The organism is Streptomyces sp. NRRL F-5630 (assembly GCF_000719475.1).
Taxonomy (GTDB): domain Bacteria; phylum Actinomycetota; class Actinomycetes; order Streptomycetales; family Streptomycetaceae; genus Streptomyces.
Map to the genome: position 1 here is coordinate 38,751 of NZ_JOGO01000029.1, position 24,417 is coordinate 63,167.

General features: G+C 73.5%; 28 protein-coding genes. 16 read left to right on the forward strand and 12 right to left on the reverse strand.

Annotated elements, in window-relative coordinates; all coding sequences use genetic code 11:
* The first annotated feature begins 134 nt into the window (after positions 1–134).
* Positions 135–1,244, forward strand: coding sequence for a succinyldiaminopimelate transaminase (gene dapC / locus IF99_RS0115705; RefSeq protein WP_030997116.1), 1,110 nt, complete (start codon positions 135–137; stop codon positions 1,242–1,244).
* A 113-nt stretch (positions 1,245–1,357) separates the two neighbouring features.
* Here the strand turns inward: dapC and IF99_RS0115710 are convergent, their stop codons facing one another.
* Positions 1,358–1,771 (reverse strand): hypothetical protein, encoded by a 414-nt coding sequence (locus tag IF99_RS0115710; protein WP_030997117.1) that lies wholly within the window; start codon positions 1,769–1,771, stop codon positions 1,358–1,360.
* Between the two features lie 201 nt (positions 1,772–1,972).
* A complete protein-coding gene (locus IF99_RS0115715; protein WP_030997118.1) occupies positions 1,973–2,986 on the reverse strand; it encodes a hypothetical protein in 1,014 nt (337 codons plus the stop codon).
* 288 nt (positions 2,987–3,274) lie between these two features.
* Here IF99_RS0115715 and dapE point away from each other — a divergent pair, with 288 nt between their 5' ends.
* Together dapE and IF99_RS0115725 are read left to right on the forward strand one after the other, a co-directional pair.
* Positions 3,275–4,393 (forward strand): succinyl-diaminopimelate desuccinylase, encoded by a 1,119-nt coding sequence (gene dapE / locus IF99_RS0115720; RefSeq protein WP_051703520.1) that lies wholly within the window; start codon positions 3,275–3,277, stop codon positions 4,391–4,393.
* A gap of 189 nt (positions 4,394–4,582) precedes the next feature.
* Positions 4,583–5,332: a TIGR00730 family Rossman fold protein gene (locus tag IF99_RS0115725; protein ID WP_030997120.1), complete on the forward strand. Its 750-nt coding sequence runs from the start codon at positions 4,583–4,585 to the stop codon at positions 5,330–5,332.
* Positions 5,333–5,355: 23 nt separating this feature from the next.
* On the opposite strand, the gene IF99_RS0115730 is transcribed toward IF99_RS0115725, so the two are convergent.
* Together IF99_RS0115730 and IF99_RS34315 are read right to left on the reverse strand one after the other, a co-directional pair.
* Positions 5,356–6,084 carry a hypothetical protein gene (locus tag IF99_RS0115730; protein WP_030997121.1) on the reverse strand — a complete coding sequence of 243 codons (729 nt, stop codon included), beginning with the start codon at positions 6,082–6,084 and terminating at the stop codon, positions 5,356–5,358.
* Positions 6,081–6,239, reverse strand: a complete 159-nt coding sequence (locus IF99_RS34315) for a hypothetical protein (RefSeq protein ID WP_199806500.1) — start codon at positions 6,237–6,239, stop codon at positions 6,081–6,083. The genes IF99_RS0115730 and IF99_RS34315 overlap by 4 nt, the downstream gene beginning before the upstream one ends.
* Before the next feature lie 107 nt (positions 6,240–6,346).
* Between IF99_RS34315 and IF99_RS0115740 the strand changes: the two genes are divergently transcribed.
* From IF99_RS0115740 to IF99_RS0115755, 4 genes are all read left to right on the forward strand, one after another.
* Positions 6,347–7,177 carry a helix-turn-helix domain-containing protein gene (locus IF99_RS0115740; RefSeq protein WP_030997122.1) on the forward strand — a complete coding sequence of 277 codons (831 nt, stop codon included), beginning with the start codon at positions 6,347–6,349 and terminating at the stop codon, positions 7,175–7,177.
* Positions 7,174–7,383, forward strand: a complete 210-nt coding sequence (locus IF99_RS0115745) for a DUF397 domain-containing protein (protein ID WP_030997123.1) — start codon at positions 7,174–7,176, stop codon at positions 7,381–7,383. The genes IF99_RS0115740 and IF99_RS0115745 overlap by 4 nt, the downstream gene beginning before the upstream one ends.
* 161 nt (positions 7,384–7,544) lie before the next feature.
* Positions 7,545–7,757, forward strand: a complete 213-nt coding sequence (locus IF99_RS0115750) for a DUF397 domain-containing protein (RefSeq protein ID WP_030997125.1) — start codon at positions 7,545–7,547, stop codon at positions 7,755–7,757.
* A 102-nt stretch (positions 7,758–7,859) separates the two neighbouring features.
* Positions 7,860–8,072 carry a DUF397 domain-containing protein gene (locus IF99_RS0115755; RefSeq protein WP_030997126.1) on the forward strand — a complete coding sequence of 71 codons (213 nt, stop codon included), beginning with the start codon at positions 7,860–7,862 and terminating at the stop codon, positions 8,070–8,072.
* Positions 8,073–8,396: 324 nt separating this feature from the next.
* Here the strand turns inward: IF99_RS0115755 and folP are convergent, their stop codons facing one another.
* Positions 8,397–9,257 carry a dihydropteroate synthase gene (gene folP, locus IF99_RS0115760; protein WP_030997127.1) on the reverse strand — a complete coding sequence of 287 codons (861 nt, stop codon included), beginning with the start codon at positions 9,255–9,257 and terminating at the stop codon, positions 8,397–8,399.
* Positions 9,258–9,442: 185 nt separating this feature from the next.
* Between folP and IF99_RS0115765 the strand changes: the two genes are divergently transcribed.
* Entirely contained in the window at positions 9,443–9,775 is a 333-nt protein-coding gene (locus tag IF99_RS0115765) for a DivIVA domain-containing protein (RefSeq protein ID WP_030997128.1), read from the forward strand.
* Positions 9,772–10,404 carry a DNA-3-methyladenine glycosylase I gene (locus IF99_RS0115770; RefSeq protein WP_030997129.1) on the forward strand — a complete coding sequence of 211 codons (633 nt, stop codon included), beginning with the start codon at positions 9,772–9,774 and terminating at the stop codon, positions 10,402–10,404. The genes IF99_RS0115765 and IF99_RS0115770 overlap by 4 nt, the downstream gene beginning before the upstream one ends.
* 168 nt (positions 10,405–10,572) lie before the next feature.
* On the opposite strand, the gene IF99_RS0115775 is transcribed toward IF99_RS0115770, so the two are convergent.
* A complete protein-coding gene (locus tag IF99_RS0115775) occupies positions 10,573–11,373 on the reverse strand; it encodes an enoyl-CoA hydratase/isomerase family protein (protein WP_030997130.1) in 801 nt (266 codons plus the stop codon).
* 388 nt (positions 11,374–11,761) lie between these two features.
* Here IF99_RS0115775 and IF99_RS32355 point away from each other — a divergent pair, with 388 nt between their 5' ends.
* Positions 11,762–11,929 carry a DUF3117 domain-containing protein gene (locus tag IF99_RS32355; protein WP_003966491.1) on the forward strand — a complete coding sequence of 56 codons (168 nt, stop codon included), beginning with the start codon at positions 11,762–11,764 and terminating at the stop codon, positions 11,927–11,929.
* Positions 11,930–12,172: 243 nt separating this feature from the next.
* Here IF99_RS32355 and IF99_RS0115785 read toward each other — a convergent pair whose 3' ends face one another.
* Entirely contained in the window at positions 12,173–12,871 is a 699-nt protein-coding gene (locus IF99_RS0115785; RefSeq protein ID WP_078655109.1) for an O-methyltransferase, read from the reverse strand.
* A gap of 219 nt (positions 12,872–13,090) precedes the next feature.
* On the opposite strand from IF99_RS0115785, the gene sigE reads away from it, so the two are divergent.
* The 5 genes from sigE (at position 13,091) to IF99_RS0115810 (ending at position 17,920) form a co-directional block, all read left to right on the forward strand.
* The gene (gene sigE / locus IF99_RS0115790) at positions 13,091–13,891 is read left to right on the forward strand and encodes an RNA polymerase sigma factor SigE (protein WP_078655110.1); all 801 of its coding nucleotides are present in this window, start codon (positions 13,091–13,093) and stop codon (positions 13,889–13,891) included.
* The gene (locus tag IF99_RS0115795) at positions 13,888–14,811 is read left to right on the forward strand and encodes a zf-HC2 domain-containing protein (RefSeq protein ID WP_051703521.1); all 924 of its coding nucleotides are present in this window, start codon (positions 13,888–13,890) and stop codon (positions 14,809–14,811) included. Before sigE ends, IF99_RS0115795 begins: the two co-directional genes overlap by 4 nt.
* A 212-nt stretch (positions 14,812–15,023) precedes the next feature.
* Positions 15,024–16,283, forward strand: a complete 1,260-nt coding sequence (locus IF99_RS0115800) for a S1C family serine protease (protein ID WP_234340715.1) — start codon at positions 15,024–15,026, stop codon at positions 16,281–16,283.
* A gap of 221 nt (positions 16,284–16,504) precedes the next feature.
* Positions 16,505–17,008, forward strand: a complete 504-nt coding sequence (locus IF99_RS0115805) for a sec-independent translocase (protein WP_030997135.1) — start codon at positions 16,505–16,507, stop codon at positions 17,006–17,008.
* Between the two features lie 249 nt (positions 17,009–17,257).
* Entirely contained in the window at positions 17,258–17,920 is a 663-nt protein-coding gene (locus IF99_RS0115810) for a hypothetical protein (protein ID WP_030997136.1), read from the forward strand.
* 53 nt (positions 17,921–17,973) lie between these two features.
* Here IF99_RS0115810 and IF99_RS0115815 read toward each other — a convergent pair whose 3' ends face one another.
* From IF99_RS0115815 to IF99_RS0115825, 3 genes are all read right to left on the reverse strand, one after another.
* The gene (locus IF99_RS0115815) at positions 17,974–19,107 is read right to left on the reverse strand and encodes an Mrp/NBP35 family ATP-binding protein (RefSeq protein ID WP_030997137.1); all 1,134 of its coding nucleotides are present in this window, start codon (positions 19,105–19,107) and stop codon (positions 17,974–17,976) included.
* Between the two features lie 108 nt (positions 19,108–19,215).
* A complete protein-coding gene (locus IF99_RS0115820; protein ID WP_030997138.1) occupies positions 19,216–19,824 on the reverse strand; it encodes a DUF1003 domain-containing protein in 609 nt (202 codons plus the stop codon).
* A gap of 64 nt (positions 19,825–19,888) precedes the next feature.
* The gene (locus tag IF99_RS0115825; protein WP_030997139.1) at positions 19,889–21,349 is read right to left on the reverse strand and encodes a magnesium transporter MgtE N-terminal domain-containing protein; all 1,461 of its coding nucleotides are present in this window, start codon (positions 21,347–21,349) and stop codon (positions 19,889–19,891) included.
* Between the two features lie 210 nt (positions 21,350–21,559).
* Between IF99_RS0115825 and IF99_RS0115830 the strand changes: the two genes are divergently transcribed.
* Positions 21,560–22,297, forward strand: coding sequence for a hypothetical protein (locus IF99_RS0115830; protein WP_199806502.1), 738 nt, complete (start codon positions 21,560–21,562; stop codon positions 22,295–22,297).
* Between the two features lie 19 nt (positions 22,298–22,316).
* Here IF99_RS0115830 and IF99_RS0115835 read toward each other — a convergent pair whose 3' ends face one another.
* Together IF99_RS0115835 and IF99_RS0115840 are read right to left on the reverse strand one after the other, a co-directional pair.
* Positions 22,317–22,847 (reverse strand): hypothetical protein, encoded by a 531-nt coding sequence (locus IF99_RS0115835; protein WP_030997141.1) that lies wholly within the window; start codon positions 22,845–22,847, stop codon positions 22,317–22,319.
* A gap of 178 nt (positions 22,848–23,025) precedes the next feature.
* Positions 23,026–24,132 (reverse strand): magnesium and cobalt transport protein CorA, encoded by a 1,107-nt coding sequence (locus IF99_RS0115840; protein ID WP_030997142.1) that lies wholly within the window; start codon positions 24,130–24,132, stop codon positions 23,026–23,028.
* Positions 24,133–24,417: the final 285 nt, after the last annotated feature.

The following is a 24,417-nucleotide window of genomic DNA, read 5'->3' on the forward strand; positions in this document are numbered from 1 at the left end:
CCCGCCCGTGCACCCGCACCGGCGGGACCTGCGCGTTGGCGGGACGGGCCGCACGCCGCCACCCGCCCGCGCCCGGCGTGCCCCGTCCCCCGCACCGCCCCGTCCCCTCGCCCCCTCGCCCGGAAAGAGACACCGTGCCCGCACACCCGCAGCCGCTCGACGCGCTGCTCCCCGACTTCCCCTGGGACAAGCTGGAGCCGTACAAGAAGACCGCGGCGGCGCACCCCGAAGGGATCGTCGACCTCTCCGTCGGCACCCCCGTCGACCCCGTACCCGGCTTCGTCCAGGACGCGCTGACCGCCGCCACCGACGCGCACGGCTACCCGACCGTGTGGGGCACGTCCGCGCTGCGCGACGCGATCGTGGAGTGGGCGGAGCGGCGCCTCGGCGCCCGCGGCCTGAGCCACCGCCACGTCCTGCCCGTCGTCGGCTCCAAGGAGTTCGTCGCCTGGGCCCCGCTCCAGCTCGGTATCGGCCCCGGCGACCGCGTGGCCTACCCGCGCCTGGCCTACCCCACCTACGAGGTCGGCGCCCGCCTCGCCCGCGCGGAGCACGTCGCCTACGACGACCCGACGGCGCTCGACCCCGAGGGCCTGCGCGTCCTCTGGCTCAACTCGCCCTCCAACCCGACGGGTCGCGTGCTCGGCAAGGACGAGCTGACCCGGATCGTCGCGTGGGCGCGCGCGCACGGCGTTCTCGTCCTGAGCGACGAGTGCTACCTCGAACTCGGCTGGGAGGCCGACCCGGTCTCCGTGCTGCACCCGGACGTGTGCGGCGGTTCCTTCGAGGGACTCGTCGCCGTCCACTCGCTCTCGAAGCGCTCCAACCTCGCCGGGTACCGCGCCGCGTTCGTCCTCGGCGACCCCGACGTGCTCGGCCACCTGCTCCAGGTCCGCAAGCACGGCGGCATGATGACGGCCGCGCCCGTGCAGGCCGCGGCGGCGGCGGCGCTCGGCGACGACAAGCACGTCGAGGAGCAGCGCGAGCGCTACGCGGCCCGCCGCACCGCGCTGCGCACCGCCCTGCTCGACCACGGCTTCCGCGTCGAGCACAGCGAGGCCGGTCTCTACCTGTGGGCGACGCGCGGCGAGTCCTGCTGGGAGACGGTCGCGCACCTGGCCTCGCTCGGCATCCTCGTGGCGCCCGGCGACTTCTACGGGCAGGCGGGCGAGCACTTCGTACGCGTCGCCCTCACGGCGAGCGATGAGCGGATCGCCTCGGCGGTGGCGCGGCTCACGGCCTGAGCGCGGATCGGTCGCGGGCGACCGCGGCCGTCCACGGGCAGTAGTAAACGGGCCGGGCCCCGGGGAGTTCGTGCTCCCCGGGGCCCGGCCCTCGTGCGTGCGGTGCCCGTGGCTCAGCCGAGCGGGAGGCCCTTGGTGGGCAGGATGCCGGTGAGGCCGCCCGTGAGGCCGCCGCCCTTGCCGGAGCCGCTGACGGTCTTGCCCGTCGTGCCGAGCAGGTCGCCGTTGCCGGCGCGCTCGGTGATGGGGGCGACGGTGTGCCCGGCGTGACCGACGAGCTTCCCGGCCTCGGGCGCCGCCTTGCCGACCGCCTTGCCGCCGGTCTCGCCGAGGGTCTGCGTGGCGCCCTTGGCCGCACCGTCGACGGTCGAGCCCACGGCGTCGCCGTCGAGCGAGGAGACCCCGAGGCCGTTCGTCGAGGGAAGCTCGGCGGCGTTCGCGGCGCCGGCCGCGCCGATCACGGGCGCGGCACCGGCGGCGAGCAGCAGCGCGGCACCGGCGAGGCGGCGGGTGAGGGGCTTGGACATGGTGCTCCTTCGCGGGGGATCAGTGAACGCGTACGGGACCCACCGGGGCCCCGGACGACGCCGTGACTACCGCGTGAGCCGGGCGAAGGTTGCGGGGCGCGCGGGCAAAGACTTTGCAATGCGTCGTATTGTCGGCCTCTCCTGGGCCCCGGAGTCCCCCTTGCGGGCGAGGTGTCGTACGGCTGAGCCCGCGCGGGCCGCTCAGGGCGCCGTGACGATCCGTACGCCCTCGGCCCCGTCCGCCTGGCGGGCTCCCGCGGACTTCTCCGCGCCGATCTCGCGCCACGTGTGCCCCGTGCCCGAAGCACGCCACTCGCGGCCCGCGTAGGCGACCTCGGAGAGGTGCAGCACCGAGGCGTGCGCGACGGCCCACTGCGCGAGTTCCCAGCCGCGCCGCCCGGCCTTCGGGTCCTTGGCGGTCGCGGGTGCGGCGACCGGCACGACGACGGTGCGGGCCCGCGCGGGCGCCTGCGCGAGCGTGCCCGCGACCGGCGCGGGCGTGGTGGTGGCAGCGGCGGTCGTGGCCTTCTTCCGCGCCTCGGGGGCGCCGGGGAGCACGCTCGCGCCGAAGTCCCTGATGAGCGCGGCCCGTACCGCCGAGGGGTCGCCGGGGCCGTCCGGCACGGTGGACTCGCACGTGAGCGCGGCCTCGGCCCGCCCGGTGAGCGCGGCGGCGAGGAGCGCCGCGTCGGGCTCGTGCTTCGCGTAGGCCTCGGGGAAGGCGGAGCGCTGCACCTTCTGCGCGGCGACCGTGAGCGGCAGGTTCGCGTAGTCGTCGACCTTGTCGAGCCGCTGGTAGAACTTCCCCGCGCTGTAGACGGGGTCCATGATCTGCGCCACAGTGCCCCAGCCCTGCGAGGGCCGCTGCTGGAAGAGACCGACGGAATCGCGGTCGCCGTGGTCGAGGTTGCGCAGCCCCGACTCCTGGAGCGCGGTCGCGAGGGCGATCGTCACGGCCCGTTCGGGCATCCCCCGCGAGGTGCCCACGGCGGCGATCGTCGCGGCGTTCACCGCCTGGTCGGCGCCGAAGGAGTACGTGGCCCCGTCGCCGTCCGCCGAGACGACCTCGCAGCCCGGCCGCGCGTGCTGCGCGTCGGGCCCGAAGCGCACCACGAGGTAACCGGCGAGCGCGCACGAGACGGTCAGCGCGGCTCCGAGACGGAGCAGCCTGCGGCGGCGCGAGGGACGGGAGGGCGAAAGCTCGGGCACGTCCATAAGGTAACGGCTCCGGGCTCCGGGACGAGCCCCCTTGGGGAGACACCGGAAACCCTGTGCGCGGCCTGTGGGAGAGGGCTCGTACGGGGCGGGGCGGGGTCCGTACGGACCTGTGCGCGGCCTGTGCGCGGCCCGTACGGGACCGGCCGTCGGGACGGGGGCGAGCGGGCGGGACGGAGCGGCGGGTACCGGCGCCGGGCCCGGCCCCGCACCGCCCGCCCCGTACCGCGTGAGGCCCCCGCGCCGCCGCCCCCCAAGCCCCTCGGGCCCGCGCGTTAGGCTCGCCACATGCGTGACACCACCGCCCCCCGCCCCGTCCGGACCGCCGCGGCGGCGCCCGTGCTCGACCTCGGGCTCGACGCGGGGACCCTCACGGCCGCCCTCGTGGACGTGCCCTCCGTCAGCGGCGAGGAGGGGCCGCTCGCCGAGGCGATCGAGGCCGCGCTGCGCCCGCTGCCGCACCTCACCGTCGACCGCCACGGCAACAACATCGTGGCGCGCACGCACCTCGGCCGCGCCGAGCGCGTCGTCCTCGCGGGCCACATCGACACGGTCCCGATCGCGGACAACGTGCCCTCGCGCCTCGACGCGGACGGGCTCCTGTGGGGCTGCGGCACGAGCGACATGAAGGCCGGCGTCGCCGTGCAACTCCGCCTCGCCGCGACCCTGCCGGACCCGAACCGCGACCTGACCTTCGTCTTCTACGACAACGAGGAGGTCGCCGCCGACCGCAACGGCCTCGGCCACCTCGCGAGCGCGCACCCCGACTGGCTCGCGGGCGATTTCGCCGTCCTCCTCGAACCCTCGGACGGCGAGGTCGAGGGCGGCTGCCAGGGCACCCTGCGCGTCCACCTCCACACGCGCGGCGAACGCGCGCACTCGGCGCGCGCGTGGATGGGCGCGAACGCGATCCACGCCGCCGCACCGATCCTGGACCGGCTCGCCGCGTACGAGCCGCGCCGCCCGCTCGTCGACGGGCTGGAGTACCGCGAGGGCCTCAACGCGGTGCGGATCGAGGGCGGGGTCGCCGGGAACGTCATCCCGGACGCGTGCGTCGTCACCGTCAACTACCGCTACGCACCCGACCTCTCGGGGGACGAGGCACTCGCGCACGTCGAGGAGGTCTTCGCGGGCTGCGGTGTCACGGACTTCGTCGTGGACGACCACAGCCCCGCCGCGCGCCCGGGGCTGACCCACCCGGCCGCCGCCGCGTTCGTCGCGGCCGTCGGCGGGACTCCCCGCCCCAAGTTCGGCTGGACGGACGTGGCCCGCTTCAGCGCGCTCGGCGTCCCGGCCGTCAACTACGGGCCGGGCAATCCGCTGCTCGCCCACAAGCGCGAGGAGAACGTCGAGATCCGCCACGTCCTGGCGGCGGAGGAGCGCCTGCGGAGCTGGCTCACGCTCTGATCTTCTCCGCGTCGGCTTCGCCTCCGGGAGCGCGACGCTGTCCGGCCCTGCGGGGCCCGGGGCGGGCGCGCGCGGACGGCCGGATTCCGCCCCTTCGGTCCGCCACCACCTCCCGCTCATCTCCGCTTGCGTCCCTGGCCATGCCGGAGGTCCTACGCTGTCCGGACGCACGAATGAGAGGGGAGCGCGATGGCCAGTCTCGAATCGAACGGCCCGGTGGAGGAACAGCGTCTGGGACCGGTGGTGCGCAGGCGTGACCAGGTGCAGTCCGGGACGACGGACCAACGGCTGCTCGACTCGCGCGGCGCCACGGACTGGGTGCACACGGACCCCTGGCGGGTCATGCGGATGCAGTCAGAACTCGTCGACGGTTTCGGCGCCCTCGCCGAACTCCCCCCGGCCATCAGCGTCTTCGGCTCCGCTCGGACGAAGCCCGACGCGCCGGAGTACGCCCTCGGAGTCCGCCTCGGGCGCGCCCTCACGGAGGCCGGTTACGCGGTGATCACCGGGGGCGGCCCGGGAGCGATGGAGGCGGCGAACCGGGGCGCGTGGGAGGCGCAGGGGACGTCCGTCGGCCTCGGCATCGAGCTTCCCTTCGAGCAGGGGCTCAACCGGTACGTCGACATCGCGGTGAACTTCCGCTACTTCTTCGTCCGCAAGATCATGTTCGTGAAGTACGCGAGGGGATTCGTCGTCCTCCCCGGAGGCTTCGGCACGCTCGACGAACTCTTCGAGGCCCTGACCCTCGTCCAGACCCAGAAGGTCACCCGCTTCCCGATCGTCCTCTTCGGCACGGCGTACTGGGGCGGCCTCGTCAACTGGCTCCGCGACACCCTCATCGCCGAGGGCAAGGCGAACCCTGACGACTTGGACCTCTTCCACCTGACGGACGACGTGGACGAGGCGGTGGCCCTCGTGACGAAGGAGGCGGGGACCTGAGGCGGCCCTCGTTTCCCGGTGATTCAGGCGGCGGGGACGCAACCGCCCGGGTGGTCCGCGTAGAGACCGCAGGGCCCGCGTCCCGCCTGCCGGGAACAGGGCGCCGCGACGCGCAGGCGCCACACGGGGACCCCGATCCCGAACGAGCCCCATACGTGCCCGCCCGGCCCGCTCAACTCCCGCACGATGCCCTCGTGTTCGTGCGTCAGATGCGGGGCGAGGGCGCAGCGTACGAGCGTACGGGGCGGGTCCCCGGGTGGACGGGCCGCACGCAGCGCCATGTCGGCCACGTACGGCGTGACGTGCCCGGCCGCCTCGCACCGGGGCGGCCCCGGCGCGCCGTCCGCGCGTGAGGCGTACGCCGGAACGGGGCCCGCGCCCAGCTCGTACCAGGCACCCCCGGGATCGGGGAAGCGCAGGGCGAAGGGCTGCCGAAGACGGAGCAACTCCCGCACGAGCGACTGCCGTTCGCCGTCCACGGCCCACGCCCGCAGGGCGGCCGGAGCATCGGGTCCCGTCCCGGTCGCCGGGTGAACGGCACCCGCGCGGGCCCACCGGGCCCCCGGCTCGGGATCGAGCCGATCGGCGAGCCGGCACGCCTCCCCGCGCAGCCATCCCGCCGCCTCGGCCACGTCCTCCAACCGCGCCCGCGCGAGCAACCACCCCCCGGAGGCGTCCCCACCACGCGAGGTGGCGAGGAAGACGGTGCCGACTTCAAGAGTGGCGCCCCTCCCCGCGACCTGCCCGCTCACGCGCCCTCTCCTCGCCCGTGCGGGTGCCGCGCGCGCAGCACCCGGCAGTCGGTGGCCTTCGAGCGGTCCCCGGCGGCCTCGGCGTCCCGCTCGACGGCACGGAGCCGTTCGCAGACAGGGCAGTCTTCGGCGGGGGGAGGGAAGGGAACGGGCATACGGATCACTCCTCGTTGTAGCGAAGCGGCTACCGGGAGTCCTCAGGCTGAACTAGCCTGAACGAGCTATCAAGTTTCATCCTGTTGGCAGATAGGCCGGGGGATTCATGGTCAACCGCAGAACGCTCGACCCCGAGGGAGGCCCGCGCGCGGCCTTCGGTGCGCGTTTGCGCAGCTTGCGGGAGCAACGGGGCTGGACGCAGCCGGAGTTGGGCGCGCGGATGGGATATGCCCCCTCGCATATTTCAGGCGTCGAAATTGGTTCGCGAAATGCAACTGCCAAGTTCACTGCCAGCGCTGACCGTGTGTTCGGTACGGGCGATGCGCTGACCCAGCAGGGTGACGCGCTGCGGAACCCGGCGATACTGGACGGCTTCGACGACTATGTGGCTTTGGAGCGAGAAGCTATCGAAATCAGGGTTTTCGAGCTGGGCATCATGCCTGGACTCGTCCAAACTCTGCGCTACGCCAGTGCCATACAAGCCGGTGTGATGGCACGAGGCGCCGTTACCGCGCAGCAAGCAGAGGAGCGAATGGCCCGACTACTTGCACGGCAGGGCGACCTTGAGCGCGAGTCTCCGCCCAAGATCTTTATGGTGATTGACGAGGGGGCTCTGCGGCGGTGCGTAGGCGGGGCGGACACCATGTCTGACCAGTATCAGCGGCTGCTCGACTTCGCGGCTCTTCCCAACTCGGTGCTGCAAGTGGCTCCTTTCTCCCTAGGTGAGCATCGACCCTTGGGGTTTCCGGTCTATCTGTTGACATTCCGCAATGGGTCACGTGTCGCGTATACCGAATCTGCCCAGAGGGGATGCTTGGAGCGTGAATCGCGCTATGTGGAGCCTCTTTTCACGGACTACCATCACCTACAGGTCGAATCGCTGCCCCAGGCAGAGTCCGCGGCCATGATCGAACGCGTACGAAAGGGAACATCGTGACGACCCACCCCCTCCACTGGTTCAAGTCCTCTTACAGCGAGAACAACGGTGGTGCGTGCCTGGAGGTGGCCGCTGATCTCGTTGCTTCGCGCGGCGTGGTTCCCGTGCGTGACTCGAAGTGCGTGGCGGGTCCGGTTCTCGCGGTTGCGTTGTCGGCGTTCGCTGGTTTCGTGGCGGGCGTCAAGTCCGGCGATTTTTCCGCCTGATCGCGCCTGGTAGGTATGACAGCCCGCCGCCCTCTCCTGGGGGCCGGTGGGCTTCGTCATGTCGGGTGCGGTGCTGCGCTGGACGTCTTTCGGGCGCATCATCGTGTGAAGGGTGTGTGCGTGGAAGCGCGCTCGCCAAGCGGCGCAGAAGGAGTGCTTACATGACGTCCGTTGCTGGCCTCCGCTGGTTCAAGTCCTCCTACAGCGGAAACAACGGTGGTGCGTGCCTGGAGGTGGCCGCCGATCTCGTTGCTTCGCGCGGCGTCGTCCCCGTGCGTGACTCGAAGTGCGTGGCGGGTCCGGTTCTCGCGGTCGCGTTGTCGGCGTTCGCTGGTTTCGTGGCGGGCGTCAAGTCCGGTGAGTATGCCGCCTGATCGCGCCTGGTACTCACGACAGCTTGCCGCCCTCTCGGGACGGTGGCGCTGGACGTCTTCCGGGCGCATCATCGTGACAAGCGACGTAGAAGGAGCGCTCACATGATCCCCGTTGCTGGTCTCCACTGGTTCAAGTCTTCCTACAGCGGTAACAACGGTGGCTCGTGTGTGGAGGTGGCCGCCGATCTCGTCGTCTCGCAGGGCGTCGTCCCCGTGCGTGACTCGAAGTGCGTGGCCGGTCCGGTCCTTACGGTCGCGTTGTCGGCGTTCGCCGGTTTCGTGGCGGGCGTCAAGTCCGGCGGGGTTTCCGCCTGAGCGGGGCCGGTACGGGCCGTGCCTTGAGGCCGCCACTGACGACGTGGTCTCGGCGTACCCGGAGTGCGCACGGCGTCGCGGCCGCTTCGGCCCCGACCTGGCCCGAGGCCACGGCGGCCCGTACTGTCCGGCGGAGGAATCCCGCTGTACGGGAAGGCGCTCGACCGGCGAACCTCGGCGCGGTGGACGGGACCCGGTGCCCGGCCTGGTCCCGTACTTCCGAGAGATGCCCCCGGGCCGCGACGCGTCGGCCCGCCCGGCCCACCGGGATGCCCGGTGGCCACTGGCGCGAAGCCGCTCAGCGCGCCGCGCCCTGAACCTCTCTCACGCCAGCCCCCGCCGCGCCACCGCCGGTTCGCGCCATCCTGCGATCGAGGCGACCATATCGAGGACCTGGCGGGTCTCCGCGACCTCGTGGACGCGGTAGACCCGCGCACCCAGCCACGCCGAGACCGCTGTCGTCGCGAGCGTGCCGAGGAGGCGTTCCTTCACCGGGCGGTCCAGGGTCTCCCCGACGAAGTCCTTGTTGGAGAGGGAGACGAGGACCGGCCAGCCCGTCGCCGTCATCTCGGGGAGGCGCCGGGTCGCCTCCAGGGAGTGGCGGGTGTTCTTGCCGAAGTCGTGGCCGGGGTCGATGAGGACGGACTCGCGCGGGACGCCGAGCGAGACGGCACGCTCCGCGAGGGCCGTCGTCACCTCCAGGATGTCCGCCATGACGTCCTCGTACGCGACGCGGTGCGGCCTCGTCCGGGGACGGGCGCCGCCCGCGTGCGTGCACACGATTCCGGCGCGATGCCGCCCGGCGACCTCGGCGAGCTTCGGGTCCACGCCGCCCCACGCGTCGTTGATCAGGTCCGCGCCCGCCGCGCAGACCGCCTCGCCCACCTCGTGCCGCCACGTGTCCACGCTGATCACGACCTCGGGGAAGCGCCTGCGGACCTCCGCGACGAAGCCCACCGTGCGCCGCACCTCCTCCTCGGCGCTCACCTCCTCGCCGGGCCCCGCCTTCACCCCGCCGACGTCGATGATCGCCGCGCCCTCGGCGACCGCCCGCTCGACCCGGTCGAGCGCCGGCTCGTCGGCGAAGGTCGCCCCCTGGTCGTAGAAGGAATCCGGGGTCCGGTTCACGATCGCCATGATCACCGGTTCGTGCTCGCCGAACTCCCTGCGACCCAGACGCAACATCCCAGCGCTTCCCTTCCGGGCCGAAGGCCCCAAGCCGTCACCCGTGATCATGGCTCCCGGGCCGCCTGCGACCCTAGCCCGCGCCCGGACGTGGCACGATCGTGGCCACGCGGCACCGGTCGTCGGGCGGGCCGTACGAGAAGAGCACCGGGCGGGGACCGCGCCCGGGGAGTTGGGGAAGACGCATGCTGATGTTCTGGTTCCTGGTCATCGCGCTGGTCGTGGTGGTCGGCGCCGTCACGCTCGCCGTGCTCGGCCACGGTGAGGGCGCTGCCCTGCCCGAGGCCCCGCCCGAGCGGCTCACCGACCCGCTCCCCGCCGACCGGCCGGTGCGCCGCGCCGACATCGAGGCGCTGCGCTTCCCGCAGACCCTGCGCGGCTACCGCATGGGGGACGTAGACGAGGCACTCGCCCGTCTCGCCGCCGAACTCGCCGAGCGCGAGGCCCGCATCGCCGACCTGGAATCGGCGCTCGCGAGCCGTCCGGCGCGGGTCGCCGAGGAGGGCGAGCGGCCGTGACCGCGACCGGCGCGCTGCCGGGCCCCGACGGCAGACTCCGCTGCCCCTGGGGCCTGAGCGCCCCCGACTACCTCGGCTACCACGACGAGGAGTGGGGCAGGCCGCTGCTCGGCGACGACGCGCTCTTCGAGCGGCTGAGCCTCGAAGCCTTCCAGTCCGGGCTCTCCTGGCTGACGATCCTGCGCCGCAGGCCCGCCTTCCGCGCCGCCTTCGACGACTTCAAGCTGTCCGCCGTCGCCGCCTACGGCCCCGCCGAGCGCGCCCGCCTCCTCGCCGACGCCGGGATCATCCGCAACGCCCGCAAGATCGACGCCGTCCTCGCCAACGCGCGCCTGCTCGCCACCTGGGCGCCCGGCGAACTGACCACGTACCTGTGGTCCTTCGCCCCCGCCCCCGACAGCCGCCCCGCCCCCCGCACGACCGCCGACGTGCCCGCCGTCACCGAGGAGTCCACGGCGCTCGCGAAGGGCCTCAAGAAGCAGGGCGTCCGCTTCGTGGGCCCCACCACGGCGTACGCGCTCATGCAGGCGTGCGGACTCGTCGACGACCACCTCGTGGCCTGCGCGGCCAGGGGCAGGGGCCGCGCGGACCGGCCGCGACGGGAGCCGGGGGAGAGGGACAGGGACTGAGCGGGCCGGGCCCCGGTCCCGTACGGACGCGGCCGGGACGACGGGGGCGGGTGGGGACGACGGGCGTGGTGGGGGAGCGGCCGTGCCCGCCTCCCGGCGGGGGCGTTCCGGCTTCCGCGCGTACCGGCGCCCCGCCCACCGGCCGCCCGCCGACCCCGCGCGCCTGTCTCAGCGCCCCAGGTAGCGCGGCTTCTCCTTCTTCAGGAACGCCTCCACCGCGATCACGTGGTCCTCGGAGGTGCCCGCGACGGTCTGGAGTTCGTCCTCCTTGTCGAGCGCCTCGTCGAGCGTGTGGGAGGCCGCGTAGGCGAGCGAGCCCTTGAGCGATGCGTACGCGACCGTCGGGCCCGCCGCGAGCTCGCGCGCGACCTCCAGCGCCGTCCCGGCCAGTTCGGCGGCCGGGACGAGGCGGTTCACGAGCCCCAGCTCGTACGCCTCCCGCGCGCTGATGTTGCGCGGGAAGAGCAGCCAGTCGCTCGCCCGGCTGTGCCCCACCGCGCGCTGGAGCGTGAAGGAGAGCCCCGAGTCGGCGGTGAGCGCCACCCCGGCGAAGGAGGTGTTGAACGTGGCCGTGTCCGCGACGACGCGGTAGTCCGCCGCCAGCGCGAAACCGAAACCCGCCCCGGCGGCGACCCCGTTGACGCCCGCGACGACGGGCTTCGGCATCGCCGTGATCGCCCGCACGATCGGGTTGTAGTGCTCGCGCACCGTGCTCATCGGGCCGCCGTCGCCCGTCTCCCTGGCCCGCTGGAGGGTGGCGACGTGCTCCTTGAGGTCCTGCCCGACGCAGAAGGCCCGCCCCGTCGCGGTGAGCAGCACGGCCCGCACCTCCGGGTCGGCCGCCGCGTTCTGGAGGGCGTCCCGCAGCGCCTCCTTCGTCGCGGTGTCGAGGGCGTTCATGGCATCGGGACGGTTGAGCGTGATCGTGGCGAGCGCGTCGGTCACGTCGTACAGGACGGAGTCGGCCATGAAGGAGGTCCCCTCTGATCCAGCCCTCCGCCGGGCTCCGCTGCCGGGCGGACGGGCAACCGTCCCATCATCCTCGCGAGCGCCCGGTACCGGCATGACCGGGATCACGACGGGCTCCACGAAGCCCACGCATTCCTTCCGCCTCTGTGATCTGCGTCAACAAATCAGAGGCGGGGGTACGGGGTGAAGTGGGGCAGTATTCCAGTCACATCGCCGGAATGAGTGGTTTTGAACAAGCGGGTTGCGCAGATGAGTCCGCCCGATGTTGGTCACCAAGCCCCCGCATGCGGGATAATGACAGCGGAAGCAATGTGTTCGATGCCGGTGAGGCAGCGCCTGTGACGGGGCCGCCGGCTGCGATGAGCTGGTTTCAGGAAGGGGAACGAGCATGGCGGCCATGAAGCCGCGAACGGGCGACGGCCCGCTCGAGGTGACCAAGGAGGGGCGGGGCATCGTCATGCGCGTTCCGCTCGAAGGCGGCGGCCGACTCGTCGTCGAGCTGACCCCTGACGAGGCGGACGCCCTGGGCGACGCCCTCAAGAAGGTAGTCGGCTGACGAAATCTCCCGCACGGCCTGTCACACACGTTCCACCGTGACCGCCGAGCACGTCACCATGACTCTGCCCCGCGCCGCTCCGCGACGCGGGGCAGAGTCATGCCTGCCTCTTTTCGCGGCGGCCTTCGCCTCCGGAAGCGCCGGTGCCGGTGTCTGGCCCCCGACGTGCTCGGTCGTTCGTTCCTCACGACCCGCGCGCGACGGGCGTCCCGACACCGTCGCGCTTCCTTCGGCTCGGCCGCCTTACCTCGCTACCGCGCTGAGCAGCCCGTCCCCCACCGGCAGCAGCGACGGTACGAGGGTGGGGTGCTCGCGTATCGCGCGGACCAGTTCGCGCAGGCGGACCACCTCGACGGGCTGCGGGCCCGCCGCGTACGTCCGGCCGTCGGCGAAGATGCCCTCGAAGCAGACCGCGCCGCCCGGGCGCAGCAGCCGCAGCGCCTCCTCCAGGCACTCCAGGCACTCCAGCCGGTCGCCGTCGCAGAAGACGAGGTCGTATCCGTTGTCGGCGAGGCGGGGCAGGACGTCCAGGGCGCGGCCCGGGATGAACCTGGCCCGGTTGCCCGCGAAGCCCGCCGCGCGGAACGCCTGCCGCGCGAACTGCTGCCGCTCCGGCTCCGGGTCCACCGTCGTGAGCACCCCGTCCGGGCGCATCCCGCGCAGCAGGTACAGCCCCGAGACGCCCGTGCCCGTGCCGATCTCGGCCACCGCCTTGGCGTCCACGGAGGCGGCGAGCAGCGCGAGCGCCGCGCCGGTGGCGGGGGACACCGGACGCAGGCCCGCTTCGCGCGCCCGCTCCCGGGCCCACAACAGCGTCTCGTCCTCGGCGACGAAGGCGTCGGCGAACGCCCAGCCCGTCTCCCGGTTGCCGGTAATGAGCCTCTCCTTGCCCCGTAGTTGCCTGGCCGTGACTGTATCCGTTGGCCAAGGGAACCCGCAGATGGGACCGGACGTTAAGAGGGTGTGCGCCGGTCGCGGGCAGTGCCCCCGCCGCGCGGCCGCACGGGAAGTACGGGAAGTCAGGCCCCAGGCAGGTTCGGGAGGTGGAGGATGGCCGCGACCGCGGTGCGCGAGAGAACGCGGGCGTGCGGGATGACCAGCGGCGATGCCGAGGTCAATCCCGGCAAAATCGCTTATCCGGAGCTAACGGTCCGTATGGCTATGGTGGGTGCTCCACTGGACACCACCAGAGCTGACAGGGGAGGTGCGGCTGCGGCTGGTGAGACGGCGCCACCCTGGCGTCCCGGACCGCCCGCCAAGCCGAAATCCGTGACCGACACCGCTGACCGAGCCCTTCCGCAGGCCCGCGCGGCCCGTGAGGGCGGCCCCGCCGACGATTCCGTACGCACCGCGACCTTCGCCGCCGACGCGGAATCGCAGGCGTGGACGCCACCCACCTGGGAGGAGATCGTCAGCACCCACAGCGCCCGCGTCTACCGCCTCGCTTACCGACTCACGGGCAACCAGCACGACGCCGAGGACCTCACGCAGGAGGTCTTCGTCCGCGTCTTCCGCTCGCTGTCCACGTACACGCCCGGCACCTTCGAGGGCTGGCTGCACCGCATCACGACGAACCTGTTCCTCGACATGGTCCGCCGCAAGCAGCGCATCCGCTTCGACGCCCTCGGCGACGACGCCGCCGAGCGGCTCCCGAGCCGCGAGCCCTCGCCGCAGCAGGTCCTCCACGACACGCACTTCGACGCCGACGTGCAGCAGGCGCTCGACACCCTCGCGCCCGAGTTCCGCGCCGCCGTCGTCCTGTGCGACATTGAGGGACTCTCGTACGAGGAGATCGCGGCGACCCTCGACGTCAAGCTCGGCACCGTGCGCAGCCGTATCCACCGGGGCCGCTCCCAGCTCCGCAAGGCCCTCAAGCACCGTTCCCCCGAAGCGCGCGCCGAGCGGCGCGGGCTGCTGAGGAGCCCGGTGCCCGCGCTGGGAGGGAGGAGCGCGAGCGCGTGAGCGGATCACGTCCCCCAGCCACCCGGCGCTGCCTCTCCGAGCAGCACCTCGGTGACCGCCTCGCCGCCTTCGTGGACGGTGAGCTGGATCACGAGGCCCGTGAGCGAGTCCTCGCCCACCTCGCCACCTGCCCCCGCTGCAAGGCCGACGCCGACGAACAGCGGCGGCTGAAGAACGCCTTCGCCCAGGCCGCGGCCCCCGCGCTGCCGCCCGCTCTTCTGGAGCGTCTTCAAGGGCTTCCCGGAGGCCCTCCCCGCGCACCCGGCCTCGGACACGAACGCGGAACCGGCGGCTTCGCCCCCTTCGCGAGCGGCCCGGGAGCAGGATTCGGCATCCCCCCGGCACCTGCGGCGACCCCGCGACCGGCCGGACGGCTCGGCACCCCCGCCGGACGCACCGCCGTCGCCGCCCTGACCCGCCCCGCGCTCGCCCCCGTGCTGAGCCCCGTGGCCCCCTTCCCCCTGCCCTCCCCGCCGCACGCCGAGAGCGGCCGCACCTCCTCGCGCGGACGCCGCTTCGCCTACGCGGCGGCGGGCGCCGTCTCGCTCGCCGCGCTCGCCCTCGGCGGGGTCTCCTCCGGAGCCCCGGCCGGTGACGTCCCCGAGGCGCGCGGCAGCAGCGTCACCCCGCAGCGCGCACCGAGCGCGGCGGGCCAGCCCGGCGAGGCGGTACGCCGTCGCGCCCCCGGCCTCCTCGGCAGCCGCTCGGGCGGCAGCGGCACGCGGTCGGGCCCCGCCCGCCCCCTCCTCGTCTCCGCGCCCCTCCTCCCCGGCACCCCGGTGCTCCCGGTCGCCGCCCCCTACTCCGCCTTCGCCCTCCCCCCGGTCGGCGCGGCGCTCCCCGGCCCCCTCCGGGCCGGGGCGACGGAGAAGAACCCGACCCCCCAACCCTCCCCGCAGCGCCCGGCGGCCGACGACTGACCCGTCCCGCGCGGCGACGCCGCCCCTGCCGTGCGGGCCGTCCGGATGTCCCCAGCCCCGCGCGGGACCGACGCCACGCCGGTGCCCGGCGCAGAACCGTACGCCCGTGCCCCGCGTCGAGCCGGGCCCGCGCCTGCCGCCGACCTGGTTCAATTTCCCTGTGCGCCGGCCCCGGTGGAGGGGGCGGCCGGTGGGTGGAGATGCGGGAGAGCATGGATCTCGGTGAGCGTGGCCGCACCGGTGCGGACGACGGTCCGGTGGAGCCCTGGGCCAGGTACGACCCGTGGAGGAGCGCCCCGGCGACGCCGAGCGGCGCGCAGCCGCCCCCCACCCGGCCCACAGACCCCTCGCACGAGTCCGCCCCCTCCCCGGAGTCCCCTTCCGAACCCGGCACCCGGGCCCGGCGGCGGGGCGTGATCATCGCCGTGACGCTCGCCGCGCTCGTCACGGGAACACTCGGCGGCTACCTCGGCGCGCGGTACGAACGCGACGGCGGCGCCCGCACGCTCGTCCTGCCCGCGCCCGCCCCGGGCCCCGAACGGCCCGCCGGGAGCGTCGCCGACCTCGCGGCCCGCTCCCTGCCGGGCGTTGTCACCCTGCGCGCCTCGGGCTCGGGCGAGGCCGGTACCGGGACGGGCTTCGTCCTCGACGAGCGGGGCCACATCCTCACCAACAACCACGTCGTCGCCCCGGCGGCCGGAGGCGGCGCGCTCACCGTGACCTTCTCCGGCGGGCAGACCCTGCGCGCCGAAGTCGTCGGCAGGGACGCGGGCTACGACCTCGCCGTGGTCCGCGTGCGCGGCGTGAAGAACCTCACCCCGCTCGCCCTCGGCGATTCCGAAGGCGTCCGGGTCGGCGACCCCGTCGTGGCCCTCGGCTCCCCCTTCGACCTGCCCAACACCGTCACCTCGGGGATCATCAGCGCCAAGGAGCGCCCCGTGACCGCCGGGGGCGAGGGCGAACAGAGCGACATCTCCTACGTCGACGCGCTCCAGACCGACGCCCCGCTCAACCCCGGCAACTCCGGCGGCCCCCTGCTCGACGCCACCGGGCACGTCATCGGCGTCAACAGCGCCATACGCTCCGCGGACACCACGGGCGAGGGGCAGGCCGGCAGCGTGGGGCTCGGCTTCGCGATCCCCGTCAACCAGGCCCGCTGGGTCGCCGGTGAACTCCTCGCCCACGGACACGTCGCCCACCCCGTCATAGGAGTCGCGCTCGACTCCCGCGAGGACAGGAACGGCGCCCTCATCGGCGGCGACGAGGACGCCGTGACGCCGGGCGGCCCCGCCGACCGCGCGGGCCTCGCCCCCGGCGACCTGGTGACCGCCGCGGACGGCAGGCCGGTCACGTCCACCGAGGACCTCATCGTCCGCATCCGCGCCCACCGCCCCGGCGACCGCCTGCGCCTCACCTACGTCCGCGAGGGCAAGGAGCACCACGCCACGCTGACGCTGGCGGCGGCGGACTGAAGCCCGGTGAGGGCCGGGCGGACGGAGGCCCGGCACGGGACAAGAGGGCGGAGGCAAAGACCCGGCCAAGCTTCCGCGAACCTCCGGGGCCACGGGCGCCACCGCCGCAAACGGGACGGGCGGCGCCGTACCCTCCGTGTCAGGCGCCGGGTACCGTGGAGCAGGCCCGGGGACGTGCGGTGGACGCGCCGCTCGCCGGGGACGGCGCGAGGAGTTCTCAGGTGTTCAATGACGTGGGGTTTTTCGAGGTACTGACCATTGTCGTGCTCGGTGTGCTCGTCTTCGGGCCCGACAAGCTGCCGAAGATGATCCAGGACGGGATGCGGGTCCTGCGCAAGATCCGTGAGTTCACGGACAGCGCCAAGAACGACATCCGCAGCGAGCTGGGCCCCGAGTTCAAGGACTTCGAGTTCGAGGACCTGCACCCCAAGAACTTCGTGCGCAAGCAGCTCGCCAAGAGCGAGGACGAGTACGGCCTCTCCGAGATCCGCTCCAGCCTCGACTTCCGCAAGGAGATGAACGAGCTGGCGGACACCGTCCACGGCAGGGACGTCGAGGACGACGAGGAGGTCGCGAAGGACGCCCGCTCCCTCACCGACCTGACCAAGAAGGCCGAGCCCGACAACAAGACCGACCTCACCAAGGGCTCCGCCAGGACCGATCTCACGAAGCGTCCCGCGCCCGCGGCGGCGACCCCGCCCCCGTACGACGTCGACGCCACCTGAGCCCCGTCCGGGCGGCACGCCCGCCGGGGCCGTACCCGCCGCCGGAGCCGTGCCGGTCCCCCTGCCGCCGCGCCGCGCCCCGTACCGCCGTTCGCGGCCTTCCCGGCGCCCCTGGTGCTCCCTCGTCCCGCTCCCGCGTCCGCCGCCCGCGTGGTTGTGCTCCGCCGTGTGACGTGCGCGCGGCGAGGGGTGGCTATCCTGCCGTGTCGGGGTCGTCGGCCCCGGGAACAGCGAGGAGGCGGCCACGCGATGGAGACCACGAGTCAGGTGGACGGACAGCCACACGGCGCGGAGGGCCCGCGCCCGTCGCGTCCGGCGGCCCGGCGTGACGACGCGCTCTACCGCAGGGCGGCCTTCCCCTGGTACGGCCTCGACGCCGCGTACACCGGGCCGCGCTGGCTGATGCAGGCCGCCGTCGCCGCCGACGGGGCCGTCGAGCACGGTTCGCTCGGCCACGGCGAGGAGCCCTCGGTGCGCACCGAGGGCGGCGCCGACAAGGAACGCTTCGCGGCGGTCGTCACCGTCGCCGCGCACGAGGGCCGCCGCACCGCCGACGGCACCGGGATGCTGGAGGCCACGACGGTCTCCTCGGCCGCCTGGCTCGCGGGCGCCGGGCTGCTCACCGTCACCTGGCCGGGCCAGATCGACCACACGCTGCGCGACGACTGGCTGGAGCAGCAGACGGAGGCGGCCTGGGAACTGGCCGACGACCTCGCGGGAGAGGTCTGGTCGAGCCTGACCCTCCCCGTCGACGGCCGCCCGACCCCCTTCCACTACCGCGAGTCCGAGTACGGCTGGGTCCTCGCGGGCACCGCCGGGGACAGCGGCGTCCACCTCGGCGCCTACGGCCGGGGGATGAGCGCGTACGGGCTCGCCTTCAGCCGTGTCGAGGACCTGGACACCTACCTCTGACGCACGAGGAGGGGCGCCCCCCGCCGGGGGGCGCCCCTCCTCGTGCACCTGCCTCAGAACTTGTTGCGCGGCGTGATGCCGAGCGAGAGGCCCGACAGGCCCCGCTGGCGCCCCCCGAGCTTGCCCGCGATCGTGCGCAGCGCGCCGCCCGCCGGGGACTCCGGGTCGGAGAGGACGACGGGAGTGCCCTCGTCGCCGCCCTCGCGCAGGCGCACGTCGATCGGGATGGCGCCCAGGACCGGGACCTGCGCGCCCGTCGTACGGGTGAGGCCGTCCGCGACGAGCTGACCGCCGCCCGTGCCGAAGATGTCGACCATCTCGCCGCAGTGCGGGCACGGCATCCCGGACATGTTCTCGACGACGCCGACGATCTTCTGGTGCGTCTGCACCGCGATCGACCCGGCCCGCTCGGCGACCTCGGCCGCCGCCTGCTGCGGGGTCGTCACGACGAGGATCTCCGCGTTGGGCACGAGCTGGGCGACGGAGATCGCGATGTCGCCCGTGCCCGGCGGGAGGTCGAGGAGGAGGACGTCCAGGTCGCCCCAGTACACGTCGGCCAGGAACTGCTGGAGCGCGCGGTGCAGCATCGGGCCGCGCCACACGACGGGCGCGTTGCCCGGCGTGAACATCCCGATCGAGATGACCTTCACGCCGTGCGAGGACGGCGGCATGATCATGTTCTCGACCTGGGTGGGACGCCCGTCCGCGCCGAGCATGCGGGGCACGCTGTGGCCGTAGATGTCCGCGTCCACGACACCGACCTTGAGGCCGTCGGCCGCCATCGCGGCGGCGAGGTTCACCGTCACGGAGGACTTGCCGACGCCGCCCTTGCCGGAGGCGACCGCGTAGACGCGGGTGAGGGAGCCGGGCTTCGCGAAGGGCACCTCGCGCTCGGCCTGCCCGCCGCGCAGCGCGGTCGCGAGTTCCTTGCGCTGCTCGTCGCTCATGACGTCGAGGCCGACCGTCACCGAGGTGACGCCCGCGACGGCGCCGACCGCCGCCGTGACCCGCTCGGTGATGGTGTCGCGCATCGGGCAGCCGGAGACGGTCAGGTAGACCGTGACCGCGACGGCGCCGTCCTGCGCGATCTCCACGGATTTGACCATGCCCAGCTCGGTCAGGGGCCGGTGGATCTCGGGGTCGTTCACCGTCGCGAGCGCCGCCTGGATCGCGTCCTCGCTCGGCAGTGTGGGCGTGTCGGAAGCCATGTACCCGATGGTACGGCGCCGCCGTGGCCCGCCCGACCGGGCCTCGCGTCGCTTTCGTCACCCCGTGCCGTGCCGCCCCCGCCCGGCTCAGCGCCGCTCGCGCTCCGTCTCCTGCGCCACCCGCTCCTCGATCGCCCCGCGTTCCTCCAAGTCCCGCATGAGGTCCTGGAGTTCCGACCTGATCCAGTCGCGGGTCGCGACCTCGCCGAGCCCCATGCGCAGGCTCGCCATCTCGCGGCTGAGGTACTCGGTGTCCGCGATCGACCGTTCGTTCTGCTTGCGGTCCTGCTCCAGGTTGACCCGGTCGCGGTCGTCCTGGCGGTTCTGCGCGAGGAGGATGAGCGGCGCCGCGTACGAGGCCTGGAGCGAGAGCATGAGCGTCAGGAAGATGAAGGGGTAGTTGTCGAAGCGCAGCCCGTCCGGCGCGGCGACGTTCCACACCACCCAGACGATGATGACGACCGTCATCCAGACGATGAACCGGCCCGTGCCGAGGAAGCGCGCGATCCGCTCGGAGGCCCGCCCGAAGGACTCCGGGTCGTAGTCGGGCACGAGTCGCCTGCGCGGGACGCGCGGCACGTCGAGCCGCCGCCGCGAGCGTCCGGCGGACCGCTCCTTGCCCGACCCCTCGCGCCGTTCCCGCTGCCCCTCCGCCTCGCTGTGCCGCCGCCGCGCCTGCCCGCGCCGCTCGCGCAACTCGTGGAGCCGGTCCCGTACCGCCTCGACCTGCTGCTCCCTGTCCCGGTCGCCGCCGCCCCGCTCAGCCATGCCGCCCCGCCTCCTCCCCGCCGTCGCGCCCGGAACGGCCGTCGTCCCCGGCCCCGCTGCCACCCCCGGAGCCCCCGGAACCGTCGCCGGCCCCCGCCCCCGTCGCCTCGTCCCCGCGCGCCGCCCGTGCCGCCGGGGCCTCCCCCGTCCGCACCGCCCGCTCCTCCGGGACCTCGCCCGAGAGCTGGTACTCCGTCTCGCGCCAGTCGTCCGGGAGCATGTGGTCGAGCACGTCGTCGACCGTGACGACGCCCAGCAGCGCCCCCGAGTCGTCCACGACGGGCGCGGCGACCATGTCGTACGTGGCGAAGAACCCCGCCACCTCGGGCAGCTGAGCCTGCGGCGCGAGCGGCAGCAGGTCGTCGTCGAGCATCCCGCTGACCAGCGTGTACGGGGGATCGCGCAGCAGCCGTTGGAAGTGCACCGTGCCGAGGTACTTGCCCGTCGGGGTCTCGTCGGGCGGGCGGCACACGTACACCTGCGCGGCGAGCGCGGGGGAGAGGTCGGGGTTGCGGACCCGGGCGAGGGCCTCGGCGACGGTCGCGTCCGGGCGCAGCACGATCGGCTCCGTCGTCATGAGCCCGCCCGCGGTGCGCTCCTCGTACGCCATGAGCCGCCGCACGTCGGCGGCGTCCGAGGGCTGCATGAGGGTGAGCAGCCGCTCCGTCTCGGCCTCGGGCAGCTCGCCGAGCAGGTCGGCGGCGTCGTCCGGGTCCATCGCCTCCAGGACGTCGGCGGCGCGCTCGTCCTGGAGCTTGCCGAGGATCTCGATCCGGTCGTCCTCGGGCAGCTCCTCCAGGACGTCCGCGAGACGGTCGTCGTCGAGTGCGTCGGCGACCTCGGCGCGCCGCTTCGCCGACAGGTGGTGCAGGACGTTCGCGAGGTCGGCGGGGCGCAACTGCTCGAAGGTCGCGAGCAGGTTCTCCGCGCCCTGCCCCTCCTCCTCCAGCGAGAAACCGGCGAGCGCGGACCACTCGACGGTCAGCGTCTCGCCCCCGCGCCGCCCCGTCCCCTTCCACGGGAGGCGCCCCCGCGCGGCAGACATCTTCCGTACGAAGACACGGTCGATCTCCCACTCGCGGCGCGCCGGGAGCTGTGTCACCGAGACGTCGAGCACGGTCACCTCCTCGCCGGTCTCGACGAGCCGCAGCCGCCGGTCGAGGAGTTCACCGAGCACGAGACGTTCGGCGGGCCGCTGCGCGAAGCGCCGCACGTTGAGCACGCCCGTCGAGATGACCTGCCCCGACTCGATCCCCGAGACCCGCGTCATCTGGAGGAAGATCCGCCGCCGCGTGGACAGCTCGACGACGAGCCCGAGGACACGCGGCGGGCGCCGCCCGACCCGCAGCGTCGCCACGAGGTCCCGCACCCGGCCCACCTGATCGCCGTTCGGGTCGAAGACGGCCATCCCGGCGAGGTGCGAGACGAAGATCCGCGGAGCGCCACCGGCCACCGGCCACCTCCTCCGTCCCTGCGGACAAGCGATCATGTATCGGGCGGAATCAGGCTAACCGCTGACGGCTCCCGCCGCCGGGGCCGCTGGGCCGGACGGACGCGGGGACTCCGGTACGGGAGCTCCCGCGCGCCCCGGTACGCTGCGGGCCCAGGCCCCGTGTCCCCCGACTCCGGATGAGAGGCTCGTCCCCAGGTGACCCCCCGCGCCCTGCCCCGACCGACCAGGACCGTTCTCGCGGGCGCCGTGTGCGCCGCTCTCCTCGGCGGGCTCGGCGCCTGCGGCGAGGACCCGGACGAGGGCACCAACGGCGTCGGCAAGCTCTCCGCCGAGCAGATCCACCGCAAGACCACGGCGGCGGCGGGCGGCGCGCGCTCCGTACGGCTCAAGGGCAACCTCATCAGCGGGGGACACACCTACACGCTCGACATGCGCCTGACCGCCGAGGGCGGCACGGGCACGGTCCGCACCAAGGGCACCACGTTCTCCCTGCTGCGCGTCGGCAAGCACCTCTACCTCCGCGCGGACGCCGCCTTCTGGCAGCACGAGGCAGCCGCGGCGAAGGGCGCCGGGAGCGCGAAGGCGGCGGCGGGCAAGCTCGACAACAAGTACGTCAAGGTGCCGCCCAAGGACCCCGCCTACAAGCGGCTGAGCCTCTTCACCGACAAGAAGACGCTGCTCGACGGGCTCCTCGGGCTCGGCGGCGAGGTCGTCGGGGCGGGGCGGGGCGAGAGCCGCGGCGTGCGCACGGTCCGTGTCGCGGGCGACAAGGGCGCGGGCGCCCGCATCGACGTCTCGCTCGAAGGCGAGCCGTACCCGCTGAAGCTGCGCAGGGCGGGGGACGCGGGCACCGTGGCGCTGAGCGCCTGGAACGCGGCCCTCGACCTCAAGGAGCCGGGTCTCGACGAGACGGTGGACTACGGGGACGGGCTGCTGCCGCAGACGTGAGAGGCGCCTCCCGCCGCGCTCACTTCCGCTTCCGCCCGCGCCCGAGCAGCAGCTTCGGCAGCGGCGCCGGGCGGGTCACCCGCGTCGATGCGGGGCTCGGGGGCGGGGGAGCCGCGAGCGAGGAATCGGGCGCGGGCACCGTCCCGGCCTCGTACGCCGGGACGAGGCGCAGCACTCGGCACGTGCGCGCCCAGCGCTCCGGCATCGTCTCCGCGTCGGGCGCGTTGAGCCGCTTGCCCTTCAGCTCGGCGACCGCCTCGTCCCACTCGGGCGAGCCCGCCGCGAGTTCCACGACGGCGGCGCGGAAGGTCACGAGCCGTACACCCTTGTCCTTGCTCCGCACCGTCACCTCGGCCCCGCCGCCCGCCGCGAGTCCCGGCAGCGGCTGCTCCCCGGGCCCGTCCCCCACGAGCAGGACGGCGCCCTCGTGCCACACGTGCCACAGCGCGCGGGCGGGGTCCGTACCCTCGCCCCTCACCCACACGAGGGACGACTTCTTCGCGGCTTCCTCGACGAGGGCGCGGTCGAGCGGGGTGGCGGCGGCAGTCATACGAGCAGCGTAGCCACCCGCACGGGCGCCGCCGCCCCCCGTCCGGGCGATCGGAGCCGGCCGTCGGGCTGCCGGAACCGGTCCTCGGCCTGACGGAGCCGGCCCTCGTACTGCCGGAACCGGTCGTCGTGCGTTCCGGAGCGGTCGGGTGGGCCGCCGGGAAGCCCGCCTGGGCGTGTCAGAGCCAGCCGTTGCGCTTCAGCGAGCGGTGGATGCCGAGGCAGATGACGAGGATCGCGCCGAGCACCATCGGGTAGCCGTAGGTCCACTGCAACTCCGGCATGTGCTTGAAGTTCATCCCGTACACGCCGCAGATCATCGTCGGCACCGCGATGATCGCCGCCCACGAGGTGATCTTGCGCATGTCCTCGTTCTGGGCGACGGTCGCCTGCGCGAGGTTGGCCTGGAGGATGGAGTTGAGGAGTTCGTCGAAGCCGACGACCTGTTCGTGGACGCGCGCGAGGTGGTCGTGGACGTCGCGGAAGTACTTCTGGATGCCGGGGTCGATGAGCCGCATGGGGCGCTCGCTGAGCAGGTGCAGGGGCCGCAGGAGCGGCGCGACGGCCCGCTTGAACTCCAGGATCTCGCGCTTGAGCTGGTAGATCCGGCTCGCGTCGACACCGCGCGAGGCACCCTTCCCCGGGGCGGTGAAGACCTCCGTCTCGACCTCGTCGATGTCGTCCTGGAGCGCGTCGGCGACGAGGAGGTAGCCGTCGACGCAGTGGTCGGCGAGCGAGTGGAGGACGGCCGAGGGCCCGTGCGCGAGGAGGTCGGGGTCGCCCTGGAGCCGGTGGCGCAGGCCGCGCAGCGAGCCCTGGCCGCCGTGCCGGACGGTGATCACGAAGTTCCGGCCGGTGAAGCACATGATCTCGCCGGTCTCGACGATCTCGCTCGTCGCGGTCAGTTCCTCGTGCTCGACGTAGTGGACGGTCTTGAAGACGGTGAAGAGCGTGTCGTCGTAGCGCTCCAGCTTGGGACGCTGGTGGGCGTGGACGGCGTCCTCGACGGCGAGCGGGTGGAGACCGAACTCCGCGGCGATGCCCGCGAACTCGGCCTCGCTCGGCTCGTGCAGGCCGATCCAGGCGAAGCCGCCGCCGAGCCGGACGAGTTCGACGGCCGCGTGCGGGGTCAGGGTGTGCGGGGTGGGCACACGGCGGCCCTCGCGATAGACGGCGCAGTCCACGACGGAGGAGTTGACCTCCGGGTGACGGTCCGTCTCGTGAGGGGCGGGCACCTTTCGGGCGGAGGGGCGGACCACGGCACGCAGGCTGGGGATCATCGACATGGTGCTGCTCCTTCGTGCGCGACCGGGCGAGCCGGGCGGAACCTCCCGAAACGGGGGCGTGCGCCGTACCGGGCACGTCCGCACATCGGGGAGCACCGCGAGGAGCGGTGCGCGGTCTGCGCTGCTGATGGGGTCTCCCGGGCGGGCGGGAGGGGGGATCAGGCGGTGACGAAGTGCTCTTCCGTGTGCCCCGCGATCAGCGGCGAGAACCGAAGGGAAAGAGGCGTTTACCCCCGTGGGACCCGGGTATGTACGGCCTCAAGTTCCGGTCCGGGGCCCCGAGGA

Coding starts and splice junctions, on each gene's coding strand:
- IF99_RS0115710 (WP_030997117.1), bottom strand. CDS start 1,771: ATGTCCAAGCCCCTCACCCGCCGCCTCGCCGGTGCCGCGCTGCTGCTC.
- IF99_RS0115715 (WP_030997118.1), bottom strand. CDS start 2,986: ATGGACGTGCCCGAGCTTTCGCCCTCCCGTCCCTCGCGCCGCCGCAGG.
- dapE (WP_051703520.1), top strand. CDS start 3,275: ATGCGTGACACCACCGCCCCCCGCCCCGTCCGGACCGCCGCGGCGGCG.
- IF99_RS0115725 (WP_030997120.1), top strand. CDS start 4,583: ATGGCCAGTCTCGAATCGAACGGCCCGGTGGAGGAACAGCGTCTGGGA.
- IF99_RS34315 (WP_199806500.1), bottom strand. CDS start 6,239: ATGCCCGTTCCCTTCCCTCCCCCCGCCGAAGACTGCCCTGTCTGCGAA.
- IF99_RS0115740 (WP_030997122.1), top strand. CDS start 6,347: ATGGTCAACCGCAGAACGCTCGACCCCGAGGGAGGCCCGCGCGCGGCC.
- IF99_RS0115750 (WP_030997125.1), top strand. CDS start 7,545: ATGACGTCCGTTGCTGGCCTCCGCTGGTTCAAGTCCTCCTACAGCGGA.
- IF99_RS0115755 (WP_030997126.1), top strand. CDS start 7,860: ATGATCCCCGTTGCTGGTCTCCACTGGTTCAAGTCTTCCTACAGCGGT.
- folP (WP_030997127.1), bottom strand. CDS start 9,257: ATGTTGCGTCTGGGTCGCAGGGAGTTCGGCGAGCACGAACCGGTGATC.
- IF99_RS0115765 (WP_030997128.1), top strand. CDS start 9,443: ATGCTGATGTTCTGGTTCCTGGTCATCGCGCTGGTCGTGGTGGTCGGC.
- IF99_RS0115775 (WP_030997130.1), bottom strand. CDS start 11,373: ATGGCCGACTCCGTCCTGTACGACGTGACCGACGCGCTCGCCACGATC.
- IF99_RS32355 (WP_003966491.1), top strand. CDS start 11,762: ATGGCGGCCATGAAGCCGCGAACGGGCGACGGCCCGCTCGAGGTGACC.
- sigE (WP_078655110.1), top strand. CDS start 13,091: ATGGTGGGTGCTCCACTGGACACCACCAGAGCTGACAGGGGAGGTGCG.
- IF99_RS0115800 (WP_234340715.1), top strand. CDS start 15,024: ATGGATCTCGGTGAGCGTGGCCGCACCGGTGCGGACGACGGTCCGGTG.
- IF99_RS0115810 (WP_030997136.1), top strand. CDS start 17,258: ATGGAGACCACGAGTCAGGTGGACGGACAGCCACACGGCGCGGAGGGC.
- IF99_RS0115835 (WP_030997141.1), bottom strand. CDS start 22,847: ATGACTGCCGCCGCCACCCCGCTCGACCGCGCCCTCGTCGAGGAAGCC.
- IF99_RS0115840 (WP_030997142.1), bottom strand. CDS start 24,132: ATGTCGATGATCCCCAGCCTGCGTGCCGTGGTCCGCCCCTCCGCCCGA.